General features: G+C 62.8%; 21 protein-coding genes and 3 pseudogenes. 11 read left to right on the top strand and 13 right to left on the bottom strand.

Going from position 1 to position 23,741, the window contains the following annotated elements; genetic code table 11:
• Positions 1–4: 4 nt before the first annotated feature.
• The 5 genes from ACHMW7_RS16690 to ACHMW7_RS16670 form a co-directional block, all read right to left on the bottom strand.
• Positions 5–700: a DnaJ domain-containing protein gene (locus ACHMW7_RS16690; RefSeq protein WP_395446739.1), complete on the bottom strand. Its 696-nt coding sequence runs from the start codon at positions 698–700 to the stop codon at positions 5–7.
• Positions 697–1,428, bottom strand: a complete 732-nt coding sequence (locus tag ACHMW7_RS16685) for a VWA domain-containing protein (RefSeq protein WP_395446738.1) — start codon at positions 1,426–1,428, stop codon at positions 697–699. Before ACHMW7_RS16685 ends, ACHMW7_RS16690 begins: the two co-directional genes overlap by 4 nt.
• A 66-nt stretch (positions 1,429–1,494) precedes the next feature.
• On the bottom strand, positions 1,495–1,932 hold the full coding sequence (locus tag ACHMW7_RS16680; protein ID WP_395451343.1) for a DUF1489 family protein: 438 nt from the start codon (positions 1,930–1,932) through the stop codon (positions 1,495–1,497).
• Positions 1,933–2,250: 318 nt separating this feature from the next.
• On the bottom strand, positions 2,251–3,654 hold the full coding sequence (locus tag ACHMW7_RS16675; protein ID WP_395446737.1) for an L-serine ammonia-lyase: 1,404 nt from the start codon (positions 3,652–3,654) through the stop codon (positions 2,251–2,253).
• 197 nt (positions 3,655–3,851) lie between these two features.
• The gene (locus ACHMW7_RS16670; protein WP_395446736.1) at positions 3,852–3,980 is read right to left on the bottom strand and encodes a hypothetical protein; all 129 of its coding nucleotides are present in this window, start codon (positions 3,978–3,980) and stop codon (positions 3,852–3,854) included.
• A 283-nt stretch (positions 3,981–4,263) separates the two neighbouring features.
• On the opposite strand from ACHMW7_RS16670, the gene ACHMW7_RS16665 reads away from it, so the two are divergent.
• Positions 4,264–5,022, top strand: a complete 759-nt coding sequence (locus ACHMW7_RS16665) for a DUF599 domain-containing protein (protein ID WP_395446735.1) — start codon at positions 4,264–4,266, stop codon at positions 5,020–5,022.
• Here ACHMW7_RS16665 and ACHMW7_RS16660 read toward each other — a convergent pair.
• From ACHMW7_RS16660 to ACHMW7_RS16640, 5 genes are all read right to left on the bottom strand, one after another.
• Positions 4,971–5,768 (bottom strand): YdcF family protein, encoded by a 798-nt coding sequence (locus ACHMW7_RS16660; protein ID WP_395446734.1) that lies wholly within the window; start codon positions 5,766–5,768, stop codon positions 4,971–4,973. The genes ACHMW7_RS16665 and ACHMW7_RS16660 overlap by 52 nt on opposite strands.
• A 24-nt stretch (positions 5,769–5,792) precedes the next feature.
• A complete protein-coding gene (locus ACHMW7_RS16655) occupies positions 5,793–7,358 on the bottom strand; it encodes an amidase (RefSeq protein ID WP_395446733.1) in 1,566 nt (521 codons plus the stop codon).
• A gap of 69 nt (positions 7,359–7,427) precedes the next feature.
• Positions 7,428–7,715 carry an Asp-tRNA(Asn)/Glu-tRNA(Gln) amidotransferase subunit GatC gene (gatC, locus tag ACHMW7_RS16650; RefSeq protein WP_395446732.1) on the bottom strand — a complete coding sequence of 96 codons (288 nt, stop codon included), beginning with the start codon at positions 7,713–7,715 and terminating at the stop codon, positions 7,428–7,430.
• An 82-nt stretch (positions 7,716–7,797) separates the two neighbouring features.
• Positions 7,798–8,217, bottom strand: coding sequence for a hypothetical protein (locus ACHMW7_RS16645; protein WP_395446731.1), 420 nt, complete (start codon positions 8,215–8,217; stop codon positions 7,798–7,800).
• A 34-nt stretch (positions 8,218–8,251) separates the two neighbouring features.
• Positions 8,252–8,959, bottom strand: coding sequence for a metal-dependent hydrolase (locus ACHMW7_RS16640; protein ID WP_395446730.1), 708 nt, complete (start codon positions 8,957–8,959; stop codon positions 8,252–8,254).
• 145 nt (positions 8,960–9,104) lie between these two features.
• Here ACHMW7_RS16640 and ruvX point away from each other — a divergent pair, with 145 nt between their 5' ends.
• Entirely contained in the window at positions 9,105–9,590 is a 486-nt protein-coding gene (gene ruvX, locus ACHMW7_RS16635; protein WP_395446729.1) for a Holliday junction resolvase RuvX, read from the top strand.
• Here ruvX and ACHMW7_RS16630 read toward each other — a convergent pair.
• Together ACHMW7_RS16630 and ACHMW7_RS16625 are read right to left on the bottom strand one after the other, a co-directional pair.
• A complete protein-coding gene (locus ACHMW7_RS16630; RefSeq protein WP_395446728.1) occupies positions 9,529–9,864 on the bottom strand; it encodes a DUF6105 family protein in 336 nt (111 codons plus the stop codon). The two genes, ruvX and ACHMW7_RS16630, sit on opposite strands and share 62 nt — an antisense overlap.
• 206 nt (positions 9,865–10,070) lie before the next feature.
• Positions 10,071–11,700: pseudogene (locus ACHMW7_RS16625) on the bottom strand (acyl-CoA dehydrogenase family protein).
• Positions 11,701–11,884: 184 nt separating this feature from the next.
• Between ACHMW7_RS16625 and ACHMW7_RS16620 the strand changes: the two are divergent.
• The 4 genes from ACHMW7_RS16620 to dprA are packed head-to-tail and all read left to right on the top strand — an operon-like array spanning position 11,885 to position 15,903.
• Entirely contained in the window at positions 11,885–12,850 is a 966-nt protein-coding gene (locus tag ACHMW7_RS16620; RefSeq protein ID WP_395446727.1) for an aspartate carbamoyltransferase catalytic subunit, read from the top strand.
• Positions 12,847–14,133, top strand: coding sequence for a dihydroorotase (locus ACHMW7_RS16615; protein WP_395446726.1), 1,287 nt, complete (start codon positions 12,847–12,849; stop codon positions 14,131–14,133). The genes ACHMW7_RS16620 and ACHMW7_RS16615 overlap by 4 nt, the downstream gene beginning before the upstream one ends.
• Before the next feature lie 28 nt (positions 14,134–14,161).
• Positions 14,162–14,773, top strand: a complete 612-nt coding sequence (gene plsY / locus ACHMW7_RS16610) for a glycerol-3-phosphate 1-O-acyltransferase PlsY (RefSeq protein WP_395446725.1) — start codon at positions 14,162–14,164, stop codon at positions 14,771–14,773.
• Positions 14,770–15,903: a DNA-processing protein DprA gene (gene dprA / locus ACHMW7_RS16605; protein ID WP_395446724.1), complete on the top strand. Its 1,134-nt coding sequence runs from the start codon at positions 14,770–14,772 to the stop codon at positions 15,901–15,903. Before plsY ends, dprA begins: the two co-directional genes overlap by 4 nt.
• Here the strand turns inward: dprA and ACHMW7_RS16600 are convergent.
• Positions 15,865–16,149 carry a hypothetical protein gene (locus ACHMW7_RS16600; protein ID WP_395446723.1) on the bottom strand — a complete coding sequence of 95 codons (285 nt, stop codon included), beginning with the start codon at positions 16,147–16,149 and terminating at the stop codon, positions 15,865–15,867. The genes dprA and ACHMW7_RS16600 overlap by 39 nt on opposite strands.
• 210 nt (positions 16,150–16,359) lie before the next feature.
• Between ACHMW7_RS16600 and topA the strand changes: the two genes are divergently transcribed.
• The 5 genes and pseudogenes from topA to ACHMW7_RS16575 all read left to right on the top strand — a co-directional run bounded on the left by topA (position 16,360) and on the right by ACHMW7_RS16575 (position 23,741).
• Positions 16,360–18,975, top strand: a complete 2,616-nt coding sequence (topA, locus tag ACHMW7_RS16595) for a type I DNA topoisomerase (protein ID WP_395446722.1) — start codon at positions 16,360–16,362, stop codon at positions 18,973–18,975.
• 6 nt (positions 18,976–18,981) lie between these two features.
• A pseudogene (gene rnr / locus ACHMW7_RS16590) lies at positions 18,982–21,298 on the top strand (ribonuclease R).
• Positions 21,299–21,300: 2 nt separating this feature from the next.
• Positions 21,301–21,738, top strand: coding sequence for a DUF983 domain-containing protein (locus ACHMW7_RS16585; protein ID WP_395446721.1), 438 nt, complete (start codon positions 21,301–21,303; stop codon positions 21,736–21,738).
• A 72-nt stretch (positions 21,739–21,810) separates the two neighbouring features.
• Positions 21,811–22,551 (top strand): NUDIX hydrolase, encoded by a 741-nt coding sequence (locus tag ACHMW7_RS16580; protein ID WP_395446720.1) that lies wholly within the window; start codon positions 21,811–21,813, stop codon positions 22,549–22,551.
• Positions 22,445–23,741: pseudogene (locus ACHMW7_RS16575) on the top strand (MFS transporter). Before ACHMW7_RS16580 ends, ACHMW7_RS16575 begins: the two are co-directional and overlap by 107 nt.

Below are 23,741 nucleotides of genomic sequence, written 5' to 3'. Positions count from 1 at the left end.
AGTTCTAGTGATGATCGGAGAGAAGGACGTCCTTGGCTTCGTTGATCCTCGCCGCGAGGAAAGACGAGCCACCGAGGTCGGGATGCAGGCGTTGAATCAGTCGTCGATGCGCCTTGCGGACGTCCGCCGCGGCGGCCCCCGCTTCAAGACCAAGGACCTTGTAGGCCTCCTCCTTAGTCATGGCGCCAGAACTTGGCGCAACACGCTGCCCGTCGTCACGGTCAGGTTGCGCGTCTTCGCGCCAAACGGGAAAACGGCCGTCAAGATAGGTTTCAAGTAGCTGGCGGCTTTCCGGGTCACTGGAAAGCTCCTGATAAAGCGCCTTCAGTTCGGTAAGTCCGAGCGAGGCCAGCGACTTGCCCTCCTGGCGGCCCGCCAGGACAAATCCCTGCAAGCCACCGCTGTCGTGGTCCAGTTCCATTTCGAGAGCAGCCGTGCGCACAGTCGATCGCCGCCCCGGCGTTCGTTTGGCCGAGCTGCCCCTTCGTCCTGTCGCATACCATGCTAAAGCCGCCGAGATCAGGCCGCCACCGACAGCCGCCCGGCCCAACAGTAACAAGACCACGCCCAGCAACCCCAGAGCGAATGGGCCCGCCAGCTTCAGCGCACGCGCAAGCTGGGTCGCGTCGGTGCGCAGGAACGCGGTGAGCGCCAAACCCGAAAAGATCAGGGTCGCTGCTATGACGGCGAAGACTGTCATGGTGCCTTGCCGCTCCTCAGATGCTCGATCATCAAAATGTCCTCCGGTCGCCCTCTCGCCTCCAGCGCCTTGATGCCACCGGTGGCAAAGACAGCGACAGCCGACAGCAGCTTCGACAAGGTCGCTGCTGCCTTGCGGTCGAAGCGGAACCATGCGCCCTTGGACAGCCGCGCGATCTCCTTGAAGGCACGCTCGGCATCCGCGTCATGGCCTTCCTGAAAGACAAAGGCCGGGACGCCAAGCAGGCCCAGCTTGCCGGCCTTTTCGGCCAGTTCGTCGATATTTTCCTCCATCGCATCGCCGATATAGACCAGCGCATCGACCTTGGTCGCAGCGGTTTCCTTGAGCGCGTGCGCCAACACCTTGCCGACCTGGGTCTGGCCGCTGCGGCATTCGATAGATGTCATCAGTTGCTTGAGCGATCCGGTGTCGGCGACAAACTTCGATGCCCGGCATTCGCCGAGTCCACGGAAATAGATCAGTTGGACATTCAGCCTGCCGGTCTTGCCGACCGCATCGAACATCTGGCCCTGTACCTCGCAGGCAAGGTCCCATGTCGGCTGCCGGCTCATCGTGGCGTCGAGCGCCAGGATCAGGCGGCCATTGGCCTTGGCCGCGCCAAGCGCGCGCGCCTGGCGAATGAAGGCATCAATGGCGGCCGAGTCCGAACGGCGCTCGGCCGGCGGGCGATTGGCGGACGGAACCGGGGGCTTGCTTTCGTCGCTCATCGGTAAAGAAGATGTGGCGGCGCGCGTCTGCTTGCAAGCCCGACGTTACGGGCTGTGGCGCCAGGGCTAGAGCAGGCCGAGTTCGGCAAGCTCAAGACGCAGTTTTGGCGGCATTTCGGCAAGTGCCGCATCGCCTTGGCCAAGGTCAACTGGCGCATCCGCTGCTTTAAGGTAGCGCCAGCCCTGAAAGGCGCGGCGCGGCTGCCAGTCGGTGCGAACGACAGCGGGATCGAGGATCAGGTGGCAACGGCCGATACCTTCGGAATCGGTGAATGGCCGAATTTCGAGCAAGCGCTGACGGCACTGAACGTTGCCCTTGATGACCCAGTACAGCGATCCGCCATCGGTCAGCTCGGCGCCCCTTGTCGGCACCATGCGAGTGGTGTGGAACTGCTCCACCGGCTCGCCGGCGCGGCGGCGCTCGTCGAGGCGGAAGGCAATCCATTGCTCGAGGTCTTCGACACTGTCGCAACCGACGCAGAGCTTTAGCATGTTCAGTGACATGGCCTGAAAACTAACGTCTCCGTCAGGCGTATTCAACGCCGGCTGCGGTTTTGCACAGGCTGGCTGTTGGGCCAGCCTGTGCAATAAAGGATCGAACGGACCTGGGACCTGACGATCCGTTCGAAAAGCGGTTGTGGCTTGGAACGTTGCCGTCAGTCCGGCCCATGCGGTGCGCCCGGGACCAGGCATTTCAGCCATCCGCCCGCGTTCTACGGCAGATAAGTTGACGTTTCCAATCACGATATTGGAGGCGCGCGGTTCCGAAGCGCCCAGACGTTGCTGCAAAGGCCAAGCTTCAGAAAAGCGTTACCGAGAGCCTCAACACTCGACGACGTTGACCGCGAGGCCGCCAAGGCTGGTTTCCTTGTACTTCTCGCTCATGTCCATGCCGGTCTGGCGCATCGTCTCGATGGCTGCGTCGAGCGGCACAAAATGCTTGCCGTCACCCTTGATGGCAAGCGACGCCGCCGTGACCGCCTTGACCGCGCCAAGCGCATTGCGCTCGATGCACGGCACCTGCACCAGCCCGCCGACCGGGTCGCAGGTCATGCCGAGATGATGTTCGAGCGCGATCTCGGCGGCGTTTTCGACCTGCTCGGGCGTACCGCCCATGACCGCGCACAGCCCGGCGGCTGCCATCGCGGAGGCGGAGCCGACCTCGCCCTGGCAGCCGACTTCAGCGCCCGAGATCGAGGCATTGGTCTTGATGATGCCCCCGACAGCGGCGGCGGTCAGCAGGAAGTCGCGGATGCTGTCCTTGTCGGCTTCGACGTGGAAATGCAGCCAGTAGCGCAGGACTGCCGGCAGCGTGCCGGCGGCACCGTTGGTAGGTGCCGTGACGACACGGCCGCCGGCGGCGTTTTCTTCGTTGACGGCCATGGCGTAGATCGACAGCCAGTCATTGGCCAGCAACGGGTTGGGCCTGTTCTGGCTCCACTGCTCCTGCAGCTTGTCGTGCAACTGGCGTGCGCGGCGGCGGACCTTGAGCCCGCCCGGCATGATGCCATCCTGCGACAGGCCGCGGTCGATGCAGCGGCTCATCGCGTCCCAGACAGCATCGAGCCCCGCGTCGAGGTCAGCACGTTGCATGTGGATTTCTTCGTTGGCGCGCTTCATCTCCGCGATGGAGAGCCCGCTCCTCGACGCCATGGCCAGCATCTCGACGGCATTGGCGAAGGGATACGGCACGCGCTTGCCGGTCGCCGGCGCCACGGTCTTGGCCTTCATGCGCTGCAGCTCTTCTTCGGAAACGACGAAACCGCCGCCGATCGAATAATAGATGCGCTTGAGCAGCAGCCGATCACTGGCGTCATAGGCATAAAACGCCATGCCGTTGGCGTGGCCGAGCAGCGGCGTCTTCTTGTCGAGCACCAGGTCGATGCCCGGATCGAAGCGATAGGACGGATGCCCTTCCGGCGACACGCACTTGTCGCGCGAGATCTGTTCGACGATGCCGTCCGTCTGGTCCGGGTCGACGGTGACGGGGGTCAGGCCGTAGAGGCCGAGCATGACGGCGCGGTCGGTGCCGTGGCCGACGCCGGTATAGGCCAGCGAGCCGTGCAGGCTCGCGCCGACCCGATCGACCTTGGCGCCGGCAGGGCGCGGCCAGTCGCCGGTCAGTATCTCGTCGAGGAAACGCGCGGCCGCCGTCATCGGCCCCATCGTGTGCGAACTCGACGGACCAATGCCGATCTTGAACAGGTCGAATACCGAAAGAAACAAATCTCACTCCCTGCGACGGCGGCTTATGTCGCATATGTATACGATCATTCCGCCCTTTTCACGTCTGCTGCTAGGCGCGATCCGACGTGGTGTGCTCAGCGCGCGACATTTGAAAAAACTGCGCGTTCTCGCAAGACCATATAGCAAAAAAGCGCGGCATAGCCGCGCTTTTTGTATCCAATCCGGAAGGTTTTGAATCAGCCTGCTGCCACGACAGCCGTCGTTTGAGCACCACTCACCAGCCAGGCAAGAAGGAGAAAACCTGCAAAGCCAATCACTGCCTTGGCCGTGAGGCCCCAGCAGGATTTCTGAACGCCGTCATCCATGATGTATCGCAAAACCCTTGTGGTTCGGAAGCTGGCGGCGGGTCTGCCGTTTCGCTCGTCCGAGTTGTCGGCTGGATACCCCTTTGCCGACGCCTTCGCAATTGCAAAAAATGGCCAAAGCGTGGCGAAATCTGCATGGCAGCCATGCAGACATCAATCCAATTTTAATCAAATCAGGCACTTATGCCAAATTGATCGTTCATGGATTTTAAACACCTATGACAAAGCCGTGGCAGGCACACGCTCTCGAAACATGTCCTGTGGCCATGATAGCGTGCGGTCGATGATCAACGATTCCTTCTCCATGACCGGCCCGTTGAGCGGCCTCGACATCGCGGCACTGGTGTTTTTCCTCGCCGGCTGGATTTTTCACGCACTGGGTGCCGAGGGCCATTTCGTCAAGCGCCTGTCGCTGACGCGTGCCATGAACGCCCAGCGTGCCGCCTGGATGGCGACAATGGCGCGGCGCGAGGTCAGGATCGTCGACACCTCGATCATGAATGGCCTGCAGCAAGGCACCGCCTTCTTCGCCTCAAGCTCGTTGATTGCCGTCGGCGGCTGCTTTGCCCTGCTTGGCGCCTCCGATCGCGTGCTGGCGATCCTGAGCGATGTGCCACTGGCAGGCGCCACGGCGCGTCCACTGTTTGAAATCAAGGTGATCGGCATGATCATCATCCTGGCCTACTCGTTCTTCAAGTTCGGCTGGGCTTACCGCCTGTTCAACTACTGCTCGATCCTGATCGGCGCCGTGCCTCAGCTAGGCAACCGCAGCGAGCCTGATGCCGAGATCGATATTGCGGTGATGCGGGCGACCCGCATGAACCAGCTCGCAGGCAAGCATTTCAACGCCGGCTTGCGCGGCGTCTTCTTCTCGATCGGCTATCTCGGCTGGTTCGTCGACGCCCGCGTCTTCTTTGCCACCACCGCCGTGCTGCTCGCCGTGCTGATCAGGCGCCAGTTCTTTTCCGAAGCGCGAAAGGCAGTGCTGATTCAGGATTTCGGGGCGGGAAACGGATCGTCGATCCGGCCTGACAGCCAATAAGCGAAAAGACCGATCCATTCGCGCATGGCCATCGTCGTGTTTTGCAGCGAATCGGCGGGATTGTCGGTGAACAGGCCGACGCCCTCTTCGCCCGAGGTCCGGTAGTCGACCGGCCAGGCGACGACAGAAAATCCTGCCTTGGCAAACAGCGCCATCGAACGCGGCATGTGGAATGCTGAGGTGACCAGCAGCCAGGTTTCGCCAAACTTCGGCGTCACCAGCTCCTTGGAGAACAGCGCATTTTCGTAGGTGTTACGCGAGCGATTCTCGAGGACGAGCCGGTCGCGCGCCACGCCGAGCGCTTCCAGCAGGCGAGGCGCGGTATCGGCATCGCCCTCGCCTTCGAGCGTGAGCGCTCCGCTGCCTCCCGATACGACGATGCGGGCATCGGGATAGCGGCGAGCGAGGATCGCGGTCTCGACGAAGCGGTCGCCGCCGCTGTTGAGCTCATAACCGCCGCGCGCAAGATTGATCGCGCCCTCGAAACCACCGCCGAGCACAATGATGCCGTCGACCTTGGCTGGCGTTGCCGGACGCTGAAAGCGCTCCTCCAGAGGATTGAGCATCAACGAGCCGAGCGAGGTCCAGGTCGCGAAAGCCAGGATCGTCAGTGAGGCGAACGTGGCCGTGCGGAAGAACCGCCGGCGCCCAAAGAAGCTGGCAACGAGCCCGGCCGCAAGCAGGAAAATCGCGAAATTAAGCGGCTGGGCGAAGAACCAGAAGATCTTGGAGAGGTAGAAGAACATCCGACCTGGGCAGTCGCTATGCGCCTACCACCACTTCTCCGGCTGGAAACGTCCCGCAGCCTGCTCGATGACATGCGCGGTCTGAAACAGCGTCTCTTCGTCGAACGGGCGCCCGATCAGCTGCAGGCCGAGCGGCAGGCCGTGGCCGTCGAGGCCGGCGGGGACGGCGATACCAGGCAGGCCGGCCATGTTGACCGTCACAGTGAAGATGTCGTTGAGGTACATCTTGACCGGATCGGCCGCCATGTCCTCGTCGGCAATGCCGAAGGCGGCCGACGGCGTTGCCGGCGTCAGGATCACGTCTACACCCGCGGCGAAGGCCAGTTCGAAGTCGCGCTTGATCAGCGTGCGCACTTTCTGTGCCTGCAGGTAATAGGCGTCGTAATAGCCGGCCGACAGCACATAGGTGCCGATCATGATGCGGCGCTTGACCTCGCGGCCGAAGCCGGCGGCGCGGGTGTTCTCGTACATCTCGATGATGTCCTTGCCCGGCACGCGCAGGCCGTAGCGGACGCCGTCATAGCGGGCAAGGTTCGAGGACGCCTCGGCGGGCGCCACGATGTAATAGGCCGGCAGTGCATATTTGGTGTGCGGCAGCGAGATGTCGACGATCTCGGCACCGGCATCCCTCAGCCAGGCGATACCGCGCTGCCACAGCGCTTCGATGTCTTCGGGCATGCCGTCGACGCGGTATTCCTTGGGAATGCCGATCTTCATGCCCTTGACCGACTTGCCGATCGCAGCCTCGTAGTCCGGCACCGGCAGGTCGACCGAGGTCGTGTCCTTGGCGTCGACCGAGGCCATCGACTTGAGCAGGATCGCAGCGTCGCGTACGTCGCGCGCGATCGGGCCGGCCTGGTCGAGCGACGAGGCGAAGGCCACGGTGCCCCAGCGCGAAACCCGGCCATAAGTCGGCTTGATGCCGACGGTGCCGGTGAAGGCCGCCGGCTGGCGGATCGAGCCGCCGGTGTCGGTGGCCGTGGCACCGGCGCACAGGAAGGCTGAAACAGCTGCCGCAGAACCACCGGAGGAGCCGCCCGGTACCAGCTGGGCATTGTCGAGCGTACGCGCGGTCCTTGTGCCACCAGCGGCAACGAAGCCGCCATCGCCCTGATGGGTCGTCGGCATCACCACCGTATCGGTTCGCGAACGACGCCAAGGGTTGACCACCGGGCCGTAATAAGAGGTCTCGTTCGACGAGCCCATGGCAAACTCGTCCATGTTGAGCTTGCCGAGCATGACGGCCCCGTCTGCCCACAGATTGGCCGTCACTGTCGATTCGTAGCGCGGTTCGAAACCGTCGAGCACATGGCTGCAGGCCTGGGTGTGCACGCCTTCGGTGGCGAACAGATCCTTGATGCCGAGCGGGATGCCTTCGAGCGCACCGCCCTCGCCCTTGGCAAGCCGCGTATCCGAAGCCTTGGCCATCTCGCGTGCCTTTTCGGGCGTGGTCGCGACATAGGCATTGAAGGTCGGGTTGGCCTGCTCGATCGCCTGGATATAGGCATCGGTCAGCTCGGAGGCGGTGATTTCCTTGCCGCGCAGCTTCGCGCGCGCTTCGGCAATCGTCAGATGGGTCAGTTCGGTCATGGCGAAATCACTTCGGGTCAAGCAGCCGAAAGCTGCTGCTGATGGGACAATGGACTGGCCGAGAAGGCCCTATTCCACCACTTTCGGCACAAGGAAAAAATTCTCGTCGGTCGCCGGCGCATTGGCAACGATGTCAGCGGCTTTGTTGCCATCCGTCACGGCATCGATACGCTTCTTCATCTCCATCGGCGTGACCGACGTCATCGGCTCGACGCCCGAGACATCGACCTCGTTGAGCTGCTCGACAAAGCCGAGGATTGCGTTCAATTCGCCGGTCATGCGCTGGGCATCGTCTTCGCTCACGGCGATGCGGGCGAGATGCGCGACGCGCTTGACGGTCTTGAGATCAACGGACATCGAAAAACTCCGGAAAGCCGGTAAATTGGTCAGGTCGGGCTATAACGGCGCGGCGCGCGCGGTGCAACATCGATGATCATGCTCATGGCATGGTGACGCCGTCGCACAGGACATAGGTACCGCCATTGTCGGTCTGGCCGCCCTCTGGATCGACCTGGCGCACCGAGACAAGTTCAAGCTGCGTCGGGCTCAGCTCAAGGATTGAAAGCGTGTCCGGGAACAGATGGCCCGGCTCCTGGCAGAGCGCCGTGACCGCCCATGCCGGCGAGCGCGTTGCCCGCGTGACGTTGAGGAACTCGCAATTGTATTCGACGCTTTCGATGCCACGCGCCGACAGGATCAAGCCGCTGGCGTCGATCACCGACTGCAGCGAGTCCTTTTTTGCCTGGGCGCAGAGTTCCTCTGATTGCAGGTAGACGCCCTTGATGAAATCGGCGGCGGAGGCCGCCGAAGCGCAAAGCACGGTCAGCGAAAACGCTGCAACAAATCGCCAGATTTTCATCGCCAGCCCCTATCTCGCGGCGCGCCGCGTTCGATCAAATGTCGATTGCCACGCCTACCTTCGGCAGAACCACATCAACGCCCGAGCCTTCGAGGCCATCGACGAATTTTTCCGCGGTCTGGTCGATGATCGGGAAGCTGGCGAAATGACACGGCACCACAGTTTCGAACTTGAAGAAACGCCGGCAGGCAAGTGCTGCAACGGCTCCTCCCATGGTGAAGCGGTCGCCGACCGGAACGATACCGATCGCCGGCTGGTGCAGCTCGTTGATCAAGGCCATGTCCGAGAAGATGTCGGTATCGCCCATGTGGTAGAGCGAGCGGTCCTCGGCAAAATGCAGCACGAGCCCGCCGGGATTGCCGAGATAAATGTTCCCGCCGCCCGACCCGCTTGCCGACGAGGAATGCAGGGCCGAAACGAAGGTCGTGGTGAAGCTGCCGCAATCGACGGTGCCGCCAATATTGCCGGGATTGATCTGCTTGTCGCTGACGCCTTGGCCCACGAGATACATGCAGATCTCGAAATTGGCGACGAGCATGGCACCCGTCTTCTTCAGGACGGCTGCGGCATCGCCGATATGGTCGTCGTGGCCATGCGTGAGCAGCACGTGGGTGACGCCCTCGGCTGCTTCCACCCACGACTTGCCCCAGGACGGATTGCCGCTCAGGAACGGGTCGATCAGGATCTTGGCGCCATCGGCTTCGATGCGGAACGCCGAATGTCCGTACCAGGTCAACTTCATCGTTTCGGCACTCCTCGCAATTTTGTCGGCCAAAGGATAGAACGCACAAGGCCCCTTTCAAAGGGGCCGATACGCAAATTCAAGATGTTAGGGCCTGCTCATCCCGACGGATGTGCGTCGCTCCAGGTGAACAGAGGAAAGCCGCTTGGCTATCGTTACGATTGAACAACTGCCCGCGCTGCTCGCCGGCGGCAAGACGCTGGCCGGTCTCGACCTCGGCGACAAGACCATCGGTGTGGCCGTTTCGGATCGCGGCCTGTCGTTCTCCCATCCGCGCCAGGTCATCACCCGCAAGAAATTCACCCTCGACGTCGCCGCACTTCTTGCCATGCTGGCCAAGGAAAACACCGCCGCGATCGTGATCGGCCTGCCGATCAACATGGATGGCTCGGAGGGCCCGCGTGCGCAAAAATCCCGCGCTTTCGTGCGCAATGCCGCCAACCTGACCGATCTGCCATTCCTCTTCTGGGACGAGCGGCTGTCGACGGTGGCGGCGGAGCGCGTGCTGATCGAAATGGATGTCTCGCGCAAGAAGCGCGACGGGCGCATCGATTCGGCCGCAGCCGCCTTTATTCTGCAGGGTGTACTCGACCGGCTACAGACGCTCGACGCATCTCCGTTCGAGGACTAGCCCGCCAGCCCGTCACCTTCTCGGCAATCAGCTTGCGGCGGCGGAAAGCCCAGATGGCCAGCAGGATGCATGTATCGAAGATACAGGCCTTGGCGATCATCCACGGAATCTTGATCGGATTGATGCCGAGCAACTCGCCGTAAAGGTCAAAAATCGCCAGGTTCAGGGCGCGACTCAGGATCGGGTAGCCGAAATTGAGGTCGTTGATCGACAAGAAGTACCAGCCCCAGAACAGAACCAGCGGCGTAGCCCAAACGGCAACAATATAGCGCATCAGACGCTGCCCTTCGCATACGGACTGGCGGCTTCAGTGTCCTGGAATTGGTTCGAAAAGGCCCGCATCGGGACTCCTGCCTCTTTGCTGGAGACAGTGGCCCCTGTGAATGCGCCGTGCAACGTAAACCATTTGGTAAGGTTAACGGGACTGCGGCAGCTGTGCCGGTTCTGCGCGCGACCGCCGGAAAACCGGCGATGCCGCGCTCAACCGACCTGTGGATAGAGTGTGTCGATGATCAGGCGTGAATCGTGGCGTGCGTCGAGCATGCCGTAGGTGCCACGCCATTGGCCGGCGAGTCGGGTCTCGATGAACGCATCGGCGATCCGCCCTGCCCCCATCCTGCGCAGTTCGGCAGCGGCCGCCGAAATGGCGAGTTGCTCGGTGAGAATGCGCGCCGAGCCCTCGTCGGAACTCGCAACCTGCATCGCGGCGCGCAGCACGCCGAGCACGCTACGTCCACCAGCGCCCAAGTCGCGCTCGAGGCTCGCCAGCACATCTTCGAACAGGCCGGGCGCCCGCGACAGCACGCGCAGCACGTCGAGCGCCATGACGTTGCCCGAGCCTTCCCATATCGCGTTGACCGGCGCCTCGCGATAATAACGCGCCAGCGGCGCCTCCTCGACATAGCCGTTGCCGCCAAGGCACTCCATCGCTTCGTAGAGCAGCCCCGGAGCGATCTTGCAGACCCAGTATTTGACGACAGGCGTCATGGCCCGGGCAAACGCTGCCTCGCCGCGATCGGAAGCCGCTTCGTCAAACGAGCGTGCCAGCCGAAAAGCAAGTGCGGTCGCGCCTGCGACATCGAGCGCCATGTCGGCAAGAACCCGCTGCATCAAGGGCTGATCGACGAGATTGGCGCCGAACACCTGTCGGTGGCGCGTGTGGTGGACGGCCTCCGCGAGCCCCGCCCGCATGATCGCCGACGAAGCGACGGCGCAGTCGAGCCGCGTCAGCGTCACCATATCCATGATCGTCTTGACGCCGCCGCCGGGTTCGCCGACCAGGTCGCCGATGGCACCCTGGATCTCGACCTCGGCGGAAGCGTTGGAGCGGTTGCCGAGCTTGTCCTTGAGGCGCTGGAACTGCAACCCGTTGGCCGAGCCATCGCTGAGGATGCGCGGAACCAGGAAACAGGACAGCCCTTCCGGTGCCTGAGCCAGCATCAGAAAGGCGTCGGACATCGGCGCCGACATGAACCATTTATGGCCGCTGAGCCGGTAGAAGCTGCCACCGGCGCGCTCGGCCTTGGTGGTGTTGGCGCGCACGTCAGTGCCGCCCTGCTTTTCGGTCATGCCCATGCCGAGCGTCAGCCCGGTCTTTTCGACCGGAGGCTTTTGCGCCTGGTCATACTTGCGCGTGGTGACCCGTGGCGCCCACTCGCGAAACAGCTTGGGGCTCGCCATCAGTGCGGCAAGCGATGCATTGGTCATGGTGATCGGGCACAGGTGCCCGCATTCAAGTTGCGCGGTGAGGTAGAAGCGCGCGGCACGCACCTGGTGGCGTCGGCCGGTCTCGGTCGCACCGTTTTCCCAAACCGACGAATGAAGCCCGCCTGATATCGAGCGACGCATCAGGGCGTGATAGGCGGGATGGAATTCGACCTGGTCGATACGACGGCCTTGGCGGTCGAAGGTCTTGAGCTTTGGTACTTCGTTGTTGGCAAGCCGTGCCAGATCCTGCGCTTCATGGGTCAGCACGAAAACGGCCGAGCCCGTCGAGGTCACGGCGCACCGGATCGGAAAAGCTCTCGGCAATCTGGATCAGCAGCGGGTCGCCGCGCCAGGCATTGCTGCCCGTCAGCGGAGGGGGCTGGTTCGGCACGTCCTGCGTCACGCCTTGTCCTTCATCGGTGTGGGCAACGGGCACGAATCCGCAGCCATGGCCGGCTTTATAACCGAAATGCTTATCGATAGCTTATGGCCCAGCTTGGAAGCGACGAAAATCCCGTGGGAGAACTTTCATCAATGAAATGCCGGCTTGCGAGCCACTTAAGCACAGCCTATAGCAGCGCCTTGAGATGACAGACCAATCGTCCTTGCCGCCCTACCCGCACCGCCATCTTCTTGGCATCCGCGAACTTTCTCCGTTCGATATCGAATTGTTGCTCGACCGCGCCGACGCGGCCGTGTCGATTTCGCGTCAATCGGAGAAGAAGACATCGACGCTGCGCGGTAGAACCCAGATCAATCTGTTCTACGAAGCCTCGACGCGCACGCAGTCGTCCTTCGAGCTTGCCGGCAAGCGCCTCGGCGCCGACGTCATGAACATGTCGGTGGCGAGTTCTTCAGTGAAGAAGGGCGAAACGCTGATCGACACGGCGATGACGCTGAACGCGATGCGACCCGATATACTTATTATCCGCCATCAATCGGCGGGTGCTGCTGCCCTCCTCGCCCAGAAGGTTGGCTGTTCGGTGGTCAATGCCGGCGACGGCGCTCACGAGCACCCGACCCAGGCGCTGCTCGACGCACTGACCATTCGCCGCGCCAAGGGCGGAATCGCCCGACTGACAGTGGCGATCTGCGGCGACATCCTGCATTCGCGTGTCGCCCGCTCCAACATTCTTTTGCTCAATGCACTCGGCGCACGCGTCCGTGTCGTCGCGCCCTCGACTCTGCTGCCCTCAGGCATCGCCCAGATGGGCGTCGAGGTGACGCAGTCGATGGCCGAAGGTCTGAAGGACGCCGATGTCGTCATGATGTTGCGCCTGCAGCGCGAGCGCATGGCCGGTGCCTTCGTGCCGTCGGTGCGCGAGTACTTCCGCTACTATGGCCTCGATGCCGAAAAGCTGAAGGCCGCCAAGCCCGACGCGCTGGTGATGCACCCTGGACCGATGAACCGCGGCGTCGAAATCGCCTCTGAGATCGCCGACGGCCCGCAGAGCGTCATCCAGGAACAGGTGGAAATGGGCGTCGCCGTGCGCATGGCGGTGATGGAAGCGCTGCTCGACCCGCGCCGCAATCGCGATGGACACAACGCATGAGCATCACGGTTTTCCAGCGCGCCCGCATCGTCGACCCCTCGCGCGGCATCGATGAGACCGGCACGGTCATCGTCGACGGCAAGAAGATCGTCGCGGCAGGAGCCGACGCGCTCAACCAGGGCATACCCGGCGGCGCCGAAGTCGTTGATTGCGCCGGCAAGGCAATCATTCCTGGCCTGATCGACGGCCGCGTTTTCATCGGCGAACCAGGCGGCGAGCACCGCGAAACGATTGCCTCGGCAAGCGTCGCGGCAGCAGCTGGCGGTGTCACCTCGATTGTGATGATGCCCGACACCGACCCGGTGATCGACAATGTCGCGCTGGTCGAATTCGTGCTGCGTACCGCCAAGGAGACGGCATCGGTCAATGTCTTTCCGGCGGCCGCGATCACCAAGGGCCTCGACGGTCACGAGATGACCGAGTTCGGCCTGCTGCGCGAAGCAGGTGCCGTCGCCTTCACCGACGGCCGGCATACGATCGCCAGTTCGATGGTCATGCGTCGCGCGCTGACTTATGCCCGCGACTTTGGCGCTGTCATTGCGCATGAGACACAGGACGCCGACCTTGCCTCATCAGGCGTGATGAATGAAGGCCTTTACGCCAGCTGGCTTGGGCTTTCGGGCATTCCGCGTGAGGCCGAAACCATCCCGCTCGAACGCGACCTGGCTCTCGCCCGGCTGACGCGTGGCAACTACCACGCCGCCAAGATTTCGACTGCCATGGCGGCCGCGGCTGTTTCGCGCGCCAAGGCCGATGGCGCCAAGGTCACTTCGGGCGTTTCGATCAACAGCCTGTCGCTCAACGAAAACGATGTCGGCGAGTATCGCACCTTCTTCCGCCTGGCGCCGCCGTTGCGCACCGAGGAAGACCGCATCGCCATGGTCGAGGCGCTGAAGGACGGCACCATCGACCTGATCGTTTCCTCGCACGATCCGCAGGACGTCGACACCAAGCGCCTGCCCTTCGCCGATGCCGCCGTCGGCGCGATTGGGCTGGAGACATTGCTCGCCGTGGCATTGCGCCTGCACCACAACGACGACGTAGCGCTGCTGCGCATCGTCGAAGCGCTTTCGACAGCGCCGGCAAAGCTGTTCGGCCTGCCCGGCGGCACACTGAAGCCCGGTGCCCTCGCCGACCTGGCGCTTGTCGACCTCGATGAGCCATGGCTGGTGCGCGAAGCCGATATCCGCTCGCGTTCCAAGAACACCTGCTTCGAAGGGGCCAGACTGCAAGGCAAGGTCTTGAAAACCTTGGTCGGCGGACGCACAGTGTTCTCGGCCTGACGGGCCACGGGGGAGAAGAAATACCTTGATGCCGGATGACATTTTTCCGACGGCTATGCACGTGCTCATCGCAGCCGCCGTATTCGGCTATCTCTTGGGTTCGATTCCATTTGGCTTGCTGCTGACGCGCGCGGCCGGCCTTGGCGACGTGCGCAAGATCGGTTCGGGCAATATCGGCGCGACCAATGTGCTGCGCACCGGCAACAAGAAACTGGCCGCCGCAACGCTGTTGCTCGACGCCCTCAAGGGCACAATAGCTGTAGTCATCGCAGCGCGCTGGAGCCACGATGCCGCAATTGCCGCCGGTTTTGGTGCCTTCATCGGCCACCTCTATCCGATCTGGCTCGGTTTCAAAGGCGGCAAGGGCGTCGCCACCTATCTTGGCGTGCTGTTTGGCCTTTCCGGCCTCGCCGCGCTGGTCTTCGCCGTTATCTGGCTGCTGGTCGCCTTTGTCAGCCGCTATTCTTCGCTAGCGGCACTGACCGCTGCGGTATTGGTGCCGATCGCACTTTACATGATCGACATGCCCAAGGCAGCTGCCCTGCTTGCGCTGATGAGCGTGATCGTTTTCATCCGGCACCGCGCCAATATTTCACGCCTGCTCGCCGGCACTGAATCGCGGATCGGATCCAAGGGATGAACCAACCCGCCGCCGGGCCGCATCTCAGCGACCGGCAGCGGGTTCATTGGCTGCGCCTGATCCGCACGCCCAATGTCGGCCCGGCAAGTTTTCGCGATCTGATCAACCGTTTCGGCTCGGCCGAAACCGCAATCGAGATGCTGCCCGAGGTCATGATGGCTGGTGGCGCCAACCGCCTGGTCCGCATCCCCTCGGTGGCCGAAGCGGAGGCGGAAATGGAGCTAGCGCGAAAATGCGGCGCACGCTTCGTCGCACTTGGCGAACAAGACTACCCCCAGACGCTCAAGCGCATGGACCATCCCCCACCACTGCTCGCGCTCAAAGGCACAGCTGCGGTCTTCAACCTGCCGCCAGTGGCCATCGTCGGCGCGCGCAATGCCTCGCTTGCCGGGATCAAGATGGCGAGAACGCTGGCATCTGAACTCGGCCGCAACGGCTATTCCGTGATTTCGGGGCTGGCGCGGGGCATCGACACGGCAGCGCATCAAGGCAGCCTCGATACCGGCACCGTCGGTGTTCTCGCCGGCGGAATCGACCACCCTTACCCAACTGAAAATATCGGCCTCTGCAATGAGATCGCGGCGCGCGGCGCGATCGTCTCGGAAATGCCGTTCGGTTGGGAGCCACGCGCGCAGGACTTTCCACGTCGCAATCGCATCGTCGCCGGCATGGCACTGGGGCTGGTCGTGGTTGAAGCAGCACAGCGCTCGGGCTCGTTGATCAGTGCGCGGCTTGCCGGCGAAATGGGACGCCTGGTCTTCGCTGTGCCCGGCTCGCCGCTCGATCCGCGCGCCGCCGGCACCAACGGCTTGCTCAAGGACGGCGCCACGTTGGTGACGGACGCAGGCGATGTGATGGAAGCACTGGCGCCATTGGTCGGCGGCCGGCCCTACATCGCCGCCAGCCTTGAACAACCGCCTGATTTCACCGCCACAGCACCGCCGGTCGACAGCGACCGCGCCCGGCTGATCGAGGCGCTGGGCCCAGTTCCGATCGAGATTGACGAACTGATACGTCACACGGGCCTTCACCCGGCGCAGATTTTCATGATCCTTCTGGAACTAGACCTAACCGGTCGGCTCGAACGCCACTCAGGCGGACGTGTTTCGCTTGTTGAGCCCGATGCTTGACGGCCGCTCGCCGCGGATGACATCGCCAGCCTCGACATAAGCCATCTCGATCAGATAGGTGAGCATGCCGCAGCGCTCCGCGTCCGCCATGATGCGGAGCTGGCCCAGCATCGACTGGACATAGTCCAATGTTTCGACCCGCCCTCGTGCAGGCGCCGGCTTGTGCATATCAATGGTTTTCCTCTGCCGCCCCCATGTCGAATCGCGCAATCTGGTGCCGATTTCGACACAGAAAAACAGGTTCAACCGGCAATGGTGGAAACGTAACAAATCTACTAACAATTGCAATAGCGACAAATAATATAGCCTAGGTTGCAATACGGTCTTACGCCGTCGTTTTTGCCCCCTTCCCCTTGACCGAACCGAAAAGCGCGGCCATGTGACGAGCGAATTGAAAAATCTTCGCCACGCGCCTCAGTCGTTGTTTTTGGCGCTTCACTGGAAAATCAGCCACATATGGACGTCGTTGTCGTCGAGTCACCGAACAAGGTGAAAAGCATCAACAAGTACCTGGGCCGGAACTATAAGGTTCTCGCCTCGTTCGGCCATGTCCGCGATCTGCCGGCGAAGGACGGTTCGGTCAAGCCGGATGACGATTTTGCCATGTCCTGGGCAGTCGACGCCGCATCGGCGAAGCGGCTCAATGATATCGCCAAGGCGGTCAAGGAAGCCGACGGCCTGATCCTCGCAACCGATCCGGATCGCGAAGGTGAGGCCATCGCCTGGCACGTCCTTGAAGTGCTGAAGCAAAAGCGCGTGCTGAAGGACAAGACAATCAAGCGCGTCGCGTTCAACTCGATCACCAAGCAGGCCGTGCTCGAAGCCATCGCCAATCCGCGCGAGATCGATCCGCCGCTGGTCGATGCCTATCTGGCGCGCCGCGCCCTCGACTATCTCGTTGGTTTCACCCTGTCCCCGGTGCTGTGGCGCAAGCTGCCCGGCGCCCGCTCGGCTGGACGCGTCCAGTCGGTGGCGCTGCGTTTCGTCTGCGACCGAGAGGCCGAAATCGAGCGCTTTATACGTGAAGAATACTGGCAGATCGCGGCCACACTTGGCACGCCGCGCGCCGAGAACTTCGAGGCAAGGCTGACTGTCTATGATGGCAAGAAGCTGCAGAAGCTCGACATTTCCTCGCAGACCATGGCCGACGACATCAAGACGATGCTCGACGGCGCATCCTTCAAGACACTGTCGGTCGAAGCCAAGCCGACTAGGCGCAATCCAAGCGCGCCGTTCACCACCTCAACCCTGCAGCAGGCCGCATCTTCGCGCCTTGGCTATTCGGCCAGCCGTACAATGCAGGTTGCGCAGCGTCTTTACGAGGGCATGGAGATCGGCGGCGAAATCGCCGGTCTGATCACCTATATGCGTACCGACGGCGTGCAGATGGCACCTGAGGCCATCGAGGCGGCGCGTGACGCCATCGTCAAGGAATTCGGCGCCAAGTATCTGCCCGAGAAGCCGCGTCAGTACACCACCAAGGCCAAGAACGCCCAGGAAGCGCACGAAGCCATCCGGCCGACCGACTTCAATCGCACGCCAACCGAGATGCGCAAGTTTCTCGACGCCGACCAGGCTCGTCTTTACGAGATGATCTGGAAGCGCGCGATCGCCAGCCAGATGCAGCCGGCCGAAATCGAGCGCACCACGGTCGAGATTGAGGCGCGCAACGGCGCCCGGACCGCTGGCCTGCGCGCCGTCGGTTCGGTGACCCGCTTCGACGGCTTCATTGCCGCCTACACCGAGCAGAAAGAAGAGGATTCGGAGGACGAGGAAAGCCGTCGTCTGCCCGAGATCCGCGCTGATGAAACGCTGAAGCGCGAAAGCGTCAACGCGACCCACCACACCACCGAGCCACCGCCCCGCTATTCCGAAGCGAGCTTCATCAAGAAGATGGAAGAGCTCGGTATCGGCCGCCCCTCGACCTATGTCGCGACGCTGAAGACGCTCGAAGACCGCGACTATGTGAAGATCGACAATCGAAAGCTCGTGCCACAGGCGAAGGGCCGCTTGGTCACCGCCTTCATGGAGAGCTTCTTCCGCCACTATGTCGAATACGATTTCACCGCGTCGCTGGAAGAAAAGCTCGACGAAGTCTCCGACGGCAAGCTCGCCTGGCGCGACGTGCTGCATGATTTCTGGAAGGATTTTTCCGGCGCTGTCGACGAGATCAAGGAACTGCGCGTCACCAACGTCCTCGACGCGTTGAACGAAGAGCTTGCACCACTCGTCTTCCCGGTACGCGAAGATGGTTCGAACCCGCGTATTTGCCCGAAATGCGGCACCGGCAACCTGTCGCTCAAGCTCGGCAAGTACGGCGCCTTCGTCGGTTGCTCGAACTACCCTGAATGCGGCTTCACCCGCCAGCTCGACGGTCCCGGCGCCAATGGCGACAATGGCGGCCTCGAGGACGGCACCAAGGTTCTGGGCTCCGACCCCTACACCAATGAAGAGATCACATTGCGCAGCGGCCGCTTCGGGCCCTACATCCAGCGCGGCGACGGCAAGGAAGCCAAGCGTTCCAGCCTGCCCAAGGGTTGGGCAGCGGCTTCCATCGATCACGAAAAGGCCTTGGCGCTGCTCGCCTTGCCGCGCGACGTCGGCCAGCATCCCGAATCCGGCAAGATGATCTCGGCTGGGCTTGGCCGCTACGGCCCGTTCGTGCTGCACGACGGTGCCTATGCCAATCTCGAAAGCATCGAGGACGTGTTCTCGATCGGCCTGAACCGCGCCGTGACCGTGCTTGCCGAAAAGCAGCTGAAGGGCAAGGCCGGACGCGGTGGTGGAACACCAGCAGCGCTGAAGGATCTCGGCGAGCATCCCGCAGGCGGCGGCAACATCACCGTACGCGACGGCAAGTATGGTCCCTATGTCAATTTCGGCAAGGTCAATGCTACCTTGCCAAAGGGTACGGATCCGGTTGCCATCACTATGGAAGCAGCACTTGCACTGATCGCCGAAAAGGAGGCGAAAGGCGGCGGCGCCAAGAAGCCTGCCCGAAGTGCAGCCAAGAAGCCGGCGACGAGCGGAACCAAGAAAACGGCCGCCAGCAAAGCCAAGAAGAAGGACTGAGCGACAGTGGCGCGAAAGATTTCCGGACGAAATGCCGGCACCAGACGCGCCGCAAGCGACGAGGTCCGTGGCAAGGACGTCTACCGCCCGTCGCGGGACGAAATTCTGCGCTACATCGCGGAGAACCCAGACCGCAGCGGCAAGCGCGATATCGCCAAGGCGTTCGCACTGAAGAACGACGACCGCATCTGGCTGAAACACCTGCTGCGCGAGTTGCAGGACGAAGGCCTGCTCGAAAAGAGCCGCAAGCGGCTGACGCGCGTCGGTGCGCTTCCGCATGTCGCCGTGCTCGACATCTTTGGCCGCGACGCCGAAGGCACGCTTCTGGCGCGCGCCTCCGAGCAGCCAGACGGTGCGATCGTCGCCATCAAGCTGTCGCGTGGCGGCAATGGCCCAACGCCCGGCGTCGGCGACCGCGTGCTGGCAAAAACCTTCGCGATCGAGGATCACCTCGGCGACGACAACGAGCCGGCTTACACCGCGCGCGTAATGAAGATCTTCGAAAAGCGCAGCGATACCGCGCTCGGCATCTTCCGCATCCTCAAGGACGGCACCTTCCGCATCGAGCCGGTCGAACGCCGGCAACCCGAGCTGGTTGTCGACAAGGACTGTCAAAATGGTGCCAAGGAAGGCGACCTCGTCGAGGTGGTGCCGGAACGCGCCAGCCGCTACGGCCTGCCGCGTGCCAAGGTGGTGTCGGTTCTGGGCTCGCTGACCAATGAGAAGGCGGTCTCGATGATCGCCATCCATGCCCATGACATACCACATATCTTCCCTGCCGACGTGCTCGCCGAAGCCGAAGCGATCAAGCCTGCAACGCTTGATCATCGCGAGGACTGGCGCGAACTGCCGCTGGTCACCATCGACCCGGCCGACGCCAAGGATCACGACGACGCGGTCTATGCCGAGCCGGATACGGACGAAAAAAACCTGGGCGGCTTCATCGTCACCGTCGCCATCGCCGACGTCGCGACCTATGTCCTCCCAGGCACGGCACTGGACAACGAGGCGCTGAAGCGCGGCAACTCCGTCTATTTCCCTGACCGTGTCGTGCCGATGCTGCCGGAGCGCATCTCCAACGATCTGTGCTCGCTACGCGAAGGCGTCGACCGGCCGGCATTGGCCGTGCGCATGACGTTTTCGGCCGAGGGCCGCAAGGTCAGGCACGCATTCCACCGCATCATGATGCGCTCCTCCGCCCGCCTCGCCTATCCGCAGGCGCAGGCGGCGATCGATGGCATGCCCGACGACAAGACCGGGCCGATCCTGGAGACCATTCTCAAGCCGCTCTGGGCCGCCTATGACGTGCTCAAGCGTGGCCGCGACAGCCGCCAGCCGCTCGAACTCGACCTGCCAGAACGCAAGATCCTGCTCAAGCCCGACGGCACGGTGGACCGCGTCATCGTTCCCGACCGCCTCGACGCCCACAAGCTGATCGAGGAATTCATGATCCAGGCGAACGTCGCGGCTGCCGAGACGCTGGAGAACAAGAAGCAGAAGCTCGTCTACCGCATCCATGACGGTCCTTCGCTCGCCAAGCAGGAATCGTTGCGCGAGTTCCTGCAGACCATCGGCCTGTCGCTGGCGCGCGGCGCTGCGATGCGGCCAAGCCAGTTCAACGGCATCCTCGAGCAGGTCCGCGGCGGCGACAACGAACAGCTGGTCAACGAGGTGGTGCTGCGGTCGCAAAGCCAGGCCGAATACAACCCTGACAATATCGGTCACTTCGGCCTCAATCTGCGCCGCTACGCGCATTTCACCTCGCCGATCCGCCGCTATGCCGATTTGATCGTCCATCGCGCACTGATCGGTTCGCTCGGCCTGGGCGCCGGCGGGCTGACGCTTTCCGAAGAGGCGCGGCTCGAAGAGATCGCCGGTCTGATATCTCAGACCGAGCGCCGCGCCATGGCCGCTGAGCGCGAGACTGTCGACCGCCTCGTCGCTGGCTTCCTGGCCGAGCGCGTCGACGAAACCTTCGAAGCCCGCATCTCGGGCGTGGTCAAGGCGGGGACTATTTGTCCAATTGCCGCAATATGGCGCGGATGGTTTCATCCCCGTGTCATCCTTGGGTGACGATTATTACCACTTCGACGAAGCTGCCCGCGCCCTCTTCGGCGAGCGAACAGGCAAGGGCTACCAGCTAGCCGATCGCGTTGAAGTCAAACTGGTCGAGATTGCTCCGCTGGCCGGTGCCATGCGCTTCGAAATGCTGACCGAACCGAAGCCCCTGCCCGGTTCGAAACGGTCCTTCCACAAGACCAAGGGGCAAAGAACGCGTGCCCGTGCCTCCCAACCGCGGCGAGGACCGCGCGGCAGGAGATGACGATGGAAGAACAGGTATTCGGCGGCGGTCATCAGCAGGTCGCCCGCGAGGCGCGGCCAGTGTGGCAGGCGATCAAGCGCGGCCTGTTCTGCAAATGCCCGAATTGCGGCCAGGGCAAGCTGTTTGCGTCCTTCGTCAAGACCGTTGACCAATGCGAAGTCTGCCACGAAGAGATCTTCCACCATCGCGCCGACGACCTTCCCGCCTATCTGGTGGTTGTCATTGTCGGACACATCGTCGTTGGCGCCTTCATGGGCGTCGAGGCGACCAGCAAGCTGGCGCTGTGGCAGCATCTGCTGATCTGGGTACCGCTGACGATCATTTCGGCGCTCGCCTTGCTTCGGCCGATGAAGGGCGCGGTGGTTGGCATGCAGTGGGCGCTCTACATGCATGGCTTCGGCGGCGAAGAAGACGCGGTCGAGACACATCCAGAGGCCTGAACCGCGCTGGCGCAATGCCCAGGGGCAAGCAAGCGCTTCCGTCCACTCCGACATTCCGTTAGGACAGCCGCGATGGATGGCATTAGCAAAGCAGAACTCGACAGGCTCGAAGCCAGGGAGATGGCGAAGAGCGCCGCGCCGTTGCGTCCGCGCGACGCGGCCACGCTGATCCTGCTCGACCGCCAAGGCAATGACGTGCTGGTGCTGATGGGCCGGCGCCACATGAAGCATGCCTTCATGCCGGGAAAGTTCGTCTTCCCCGGCGGCCGCACCGACCCGGCTGACAGCCGCATCGCGGTGGCCGACGAGTTGCACCCCAACGAAGCCGAGAAGCTGCGCGCCGGCACTGGCCGGGTCAGCGTCGCACGCGCCCGGGCAATAGCTCTTTCAGCGATTCGCGAGACTTACGAGGAAGCAGGCCTGTTGATCGGCCAGCGCGGCCCGTTCTCGACCACCAAGGCCGACTGGCAAGGTTTTGCCGAACATGGCGTGACGCCTGCCCTGTCTTCCCTGCGCTTCATTGCGCGTGCGGTAACCCCTCCAGGACGTGTTCGCCGCTTCGACACGCGCTTCTTGTCGGCGTGGCGCAGTGACGTCGCAGTCGAGCTGCCTGATGGCGGACCGACCAACGAACTCGAGGAACTGGTCTGGCTGCCGCTGGCCGATGCCATGCAGGCCGACATCCCGGCGATCACCCAGTCGGTACTTGGCGATCTGCGGCAGCGGCTTGCTGTGGACCCTCACCTTAAGCCGGGCGGCGAAGTGCCATTCTACCGCATGTTCAACCAACGCTTCCGCCGCGACATCCTTTAGGCTTTGCATGACCGAGACCATCCAGCAGGCTGAAAGCGTGGAACGCGTGCATTGGCGCTCGATCTCGGCGGCCATCGCCTCGATCAGCGTCGTCGGCATCGCCATCGGCCTGGGCATACCGCTGCTGAGCGTCATTCTCGAATCGCGCGGCTATTCATCCTCGATGATCGGCCTCAACACGGCGATCGCCGGCGTCGCATCCATTGCCGCAGCTCCTCTGGCAACGCCGATCGCCATGCGTTTCGGTGTCGTCTGGACGATGCTCGTGATGATTCTCGCCGGCGCAGTGGCCTTCGTCGGCTTCTATTTCGCCCAATCCTTCTGGATGTGGTTTCCCTTGCGCGCCGTGCTGCACTTCGCGCTGACGGTGCTGTTCATCCTGTCGGAATTCTGGATCAGCACCTGCGCCCCGCCGCATCGGCGCGGTCTGGTGCTTGGCATCTACGCCACCGTGCTGTCGCTCGGCTTCGCCGCCGGCCCCTGGCTGTTTTCGCAGATCGGCAGCACCGGCTTCCTGCCGTTCGGCCTGACCTTCGGCTTCGTCATGATCGCCGCCGTTCCGGTGCTTTTGGCGCGCAGCGAAAGCCCCAAGATCGTCTCCGAAGGCGGCAAAGGTGGCTTCTTCCGCTATATCTGGATCGTGCCGACCGCCACCGCCGCTGTGCTTGTATTCGGTGCGGTCGAGACCGGCGGCTTCGCCCTGTTTCCGATCTATGGCCAACGCGTCGGCTATTCCGAGGCCGAAGCAGCATTGCTGCTGACCATGATCGGCCTCGGCAATTTCATGCTGCAGATCCCCATCGGCATGCTGAGCGACCGCATTGGCGATCGCCGCAAGTTGCTGTTGATCTGCGCGCTTGTCGGGCTGGCCGGGACGCTGGCAATGCCGCTTCTGACGGTCAACTGGCACCTGATGGCTGGCATGCTGTTTGTCTGGGGCGGCGTGGTGGCAGCACTCTATACTGTCGGGCTCGCCCATCTGGGCGCACAGCTTTCAGGCCGAGACCTCGCCTCGGCCAATGCCGCCTTCATCTTTTGCTACGGCGTCGGCATGATTCTGGGACCGCAGGTGATCGGCATCTTCATGGACGTCTTCGGTCCCGAACGGTTTCGGCTGGGCGCTGGCCGTGTTTTTTGGCGGCTACATCGCCATTGGCCTGGGCCGAATTGCCGCGAAATCGCGGCTATAA

The organism is Aminobacter sp. UC22_36, assembly GCF_044056035.1.
In the GTDB taxonomy this organism is placed as follows: Bacteria; Pseudomonadota; Alphaproteobacteria; order Rhizobiales; family Rhizobiaceae; genus Aminobacter.
This window is presented reverse-complemented; position numbering and strand designations above follow the sequence as displayed.

Bases quoted from the DNA above. Each gene is read 5' to 3' on its own strand.
- ACHMW7_RS16690 (WP_395446739.1), bottom strand. From the start codon at position 700: ATGACAGTCTTCGCCGTCATAGCAGCGACCCTGATCTTTTCGGGTTTG.
- ACHMW7_RS16685 (WP_395446738.1), bottom strand. From the start codon at position 1,428: ATGAGCGACGAAAGCAAGCCCCCGGTTCCGTCCGCCAATCGCCCGCCG.
- ACHMW7_RS16680 (WP_395451343.1), bottom strand. From the start codon at position 1,932: ATGTCACTGAACATGCTAAAGCTCTGCGTCGGTTGCGACAGTGTCGAA.
- ACHMW7_RS16670 (WP_395446736.1), bottom strand. From the start codon at position 3,980: ATGGATGACGGCGTTCAGAAATCCTGCTGGGGCCTCACGGCCAAGGCA.
- ACHMW7_RS16665 (WP_395446735.1), top strand. From the start codon at position 4,264: ATGATCAACGATTCCTTCTCCATGACCGGCCCGTTGAGCGGCCTCGAC.
- ACHMW7_RS16660 (WP_395446734.1), bottom strand. From the start codon at position 5,768: ATGTTCTTCTACCTCTCCAAGATCTTCTGGTTCTTCGCCCAGCCGCTT.
- ACHMW7_RS16655 (WP_395446733.1), bottom strand. From the start codon at position 7,358: ATGACCGAACTGACCCATCTGACGATTGCCGAAGCGCGCGCGAAGCTG.
- gatC (WP_395446732.1), bottom strand. From the start codon at position 7,715: ATGTCCGTTGATCTCAAGACCGTCAAGCGCGTCGCGCATCTCGCCCGC.
- ACHMW7_RS16645 (WP_395446731.1), bottom strand. From the start codon at position 8,217: ATGAAAATCTGGCGATTTGTTGCAGCGTTTTCGCTGACCGTGCTTTGC.
- ACHMW7_RS16640 (WP_395446730.1), bottom strand. From the start codon at position 8,959: ATGAAGTTGACCTGGTACGGACATTCGGCGTTCCGCATCGAAGCCGAT.
- ACHMW7_RS16630 (WP_395446728.1), bottom strand. From the start codon at position 9,864: ATGCGCTATATTGTTGCCGTTTGGGCTACGCCGCTGGTTCTGTTCTGG.
- ACHMW7_RS16620 (WP_395446727.1), top strand. From the start codon at position 11,885: ATGACAGACCAATCGTCCTTGCCGCCCTACCCGCACCGCCATCTTCTT.
- ACHMW7_RS16615 (WP_395446726.1), top strand. From the start codon at position 12,847: ATGAGCATCACGGTTTTCCAGCGCGCCCGCATCGTCGACCCCTCGCGC.
- plsY (WP_395446725.1), top strand. From the start codon at position 14,162: ATGCCGGATGACATTTTTCCGACGGCTATGCACGTGCTCATCGCAGCC.
- dprA (WP_395446724.1), top strand. From the start codon at position 14,770: ATGAACCAACCCGCCGCCGGGCCGCATCTCAGCGACCGGCAGCGGGTT.
- topA (WP_395446722.1), top strand. From the start codon at position 16,360: ATGGACGTCGTTGTCGTCGAGTCACCGAACAAGGTGAAAAGCATCAAC.
- ACHMW7_RS16585 (WP_395446721.1), top strand. From the start codon at position 21,301: ATGGAAGAACAGGTATTCGGCGGCGGTCATCAGCAGGTCGCCCGCGAG.
- ACHMW7_RS16580 (WP_395446720.1), top strand. From the start codon at position 21,811: ATGGATGGCATTAGCAAAGCAGAACTCGACAGGCTCGAAGCCAGGGAG.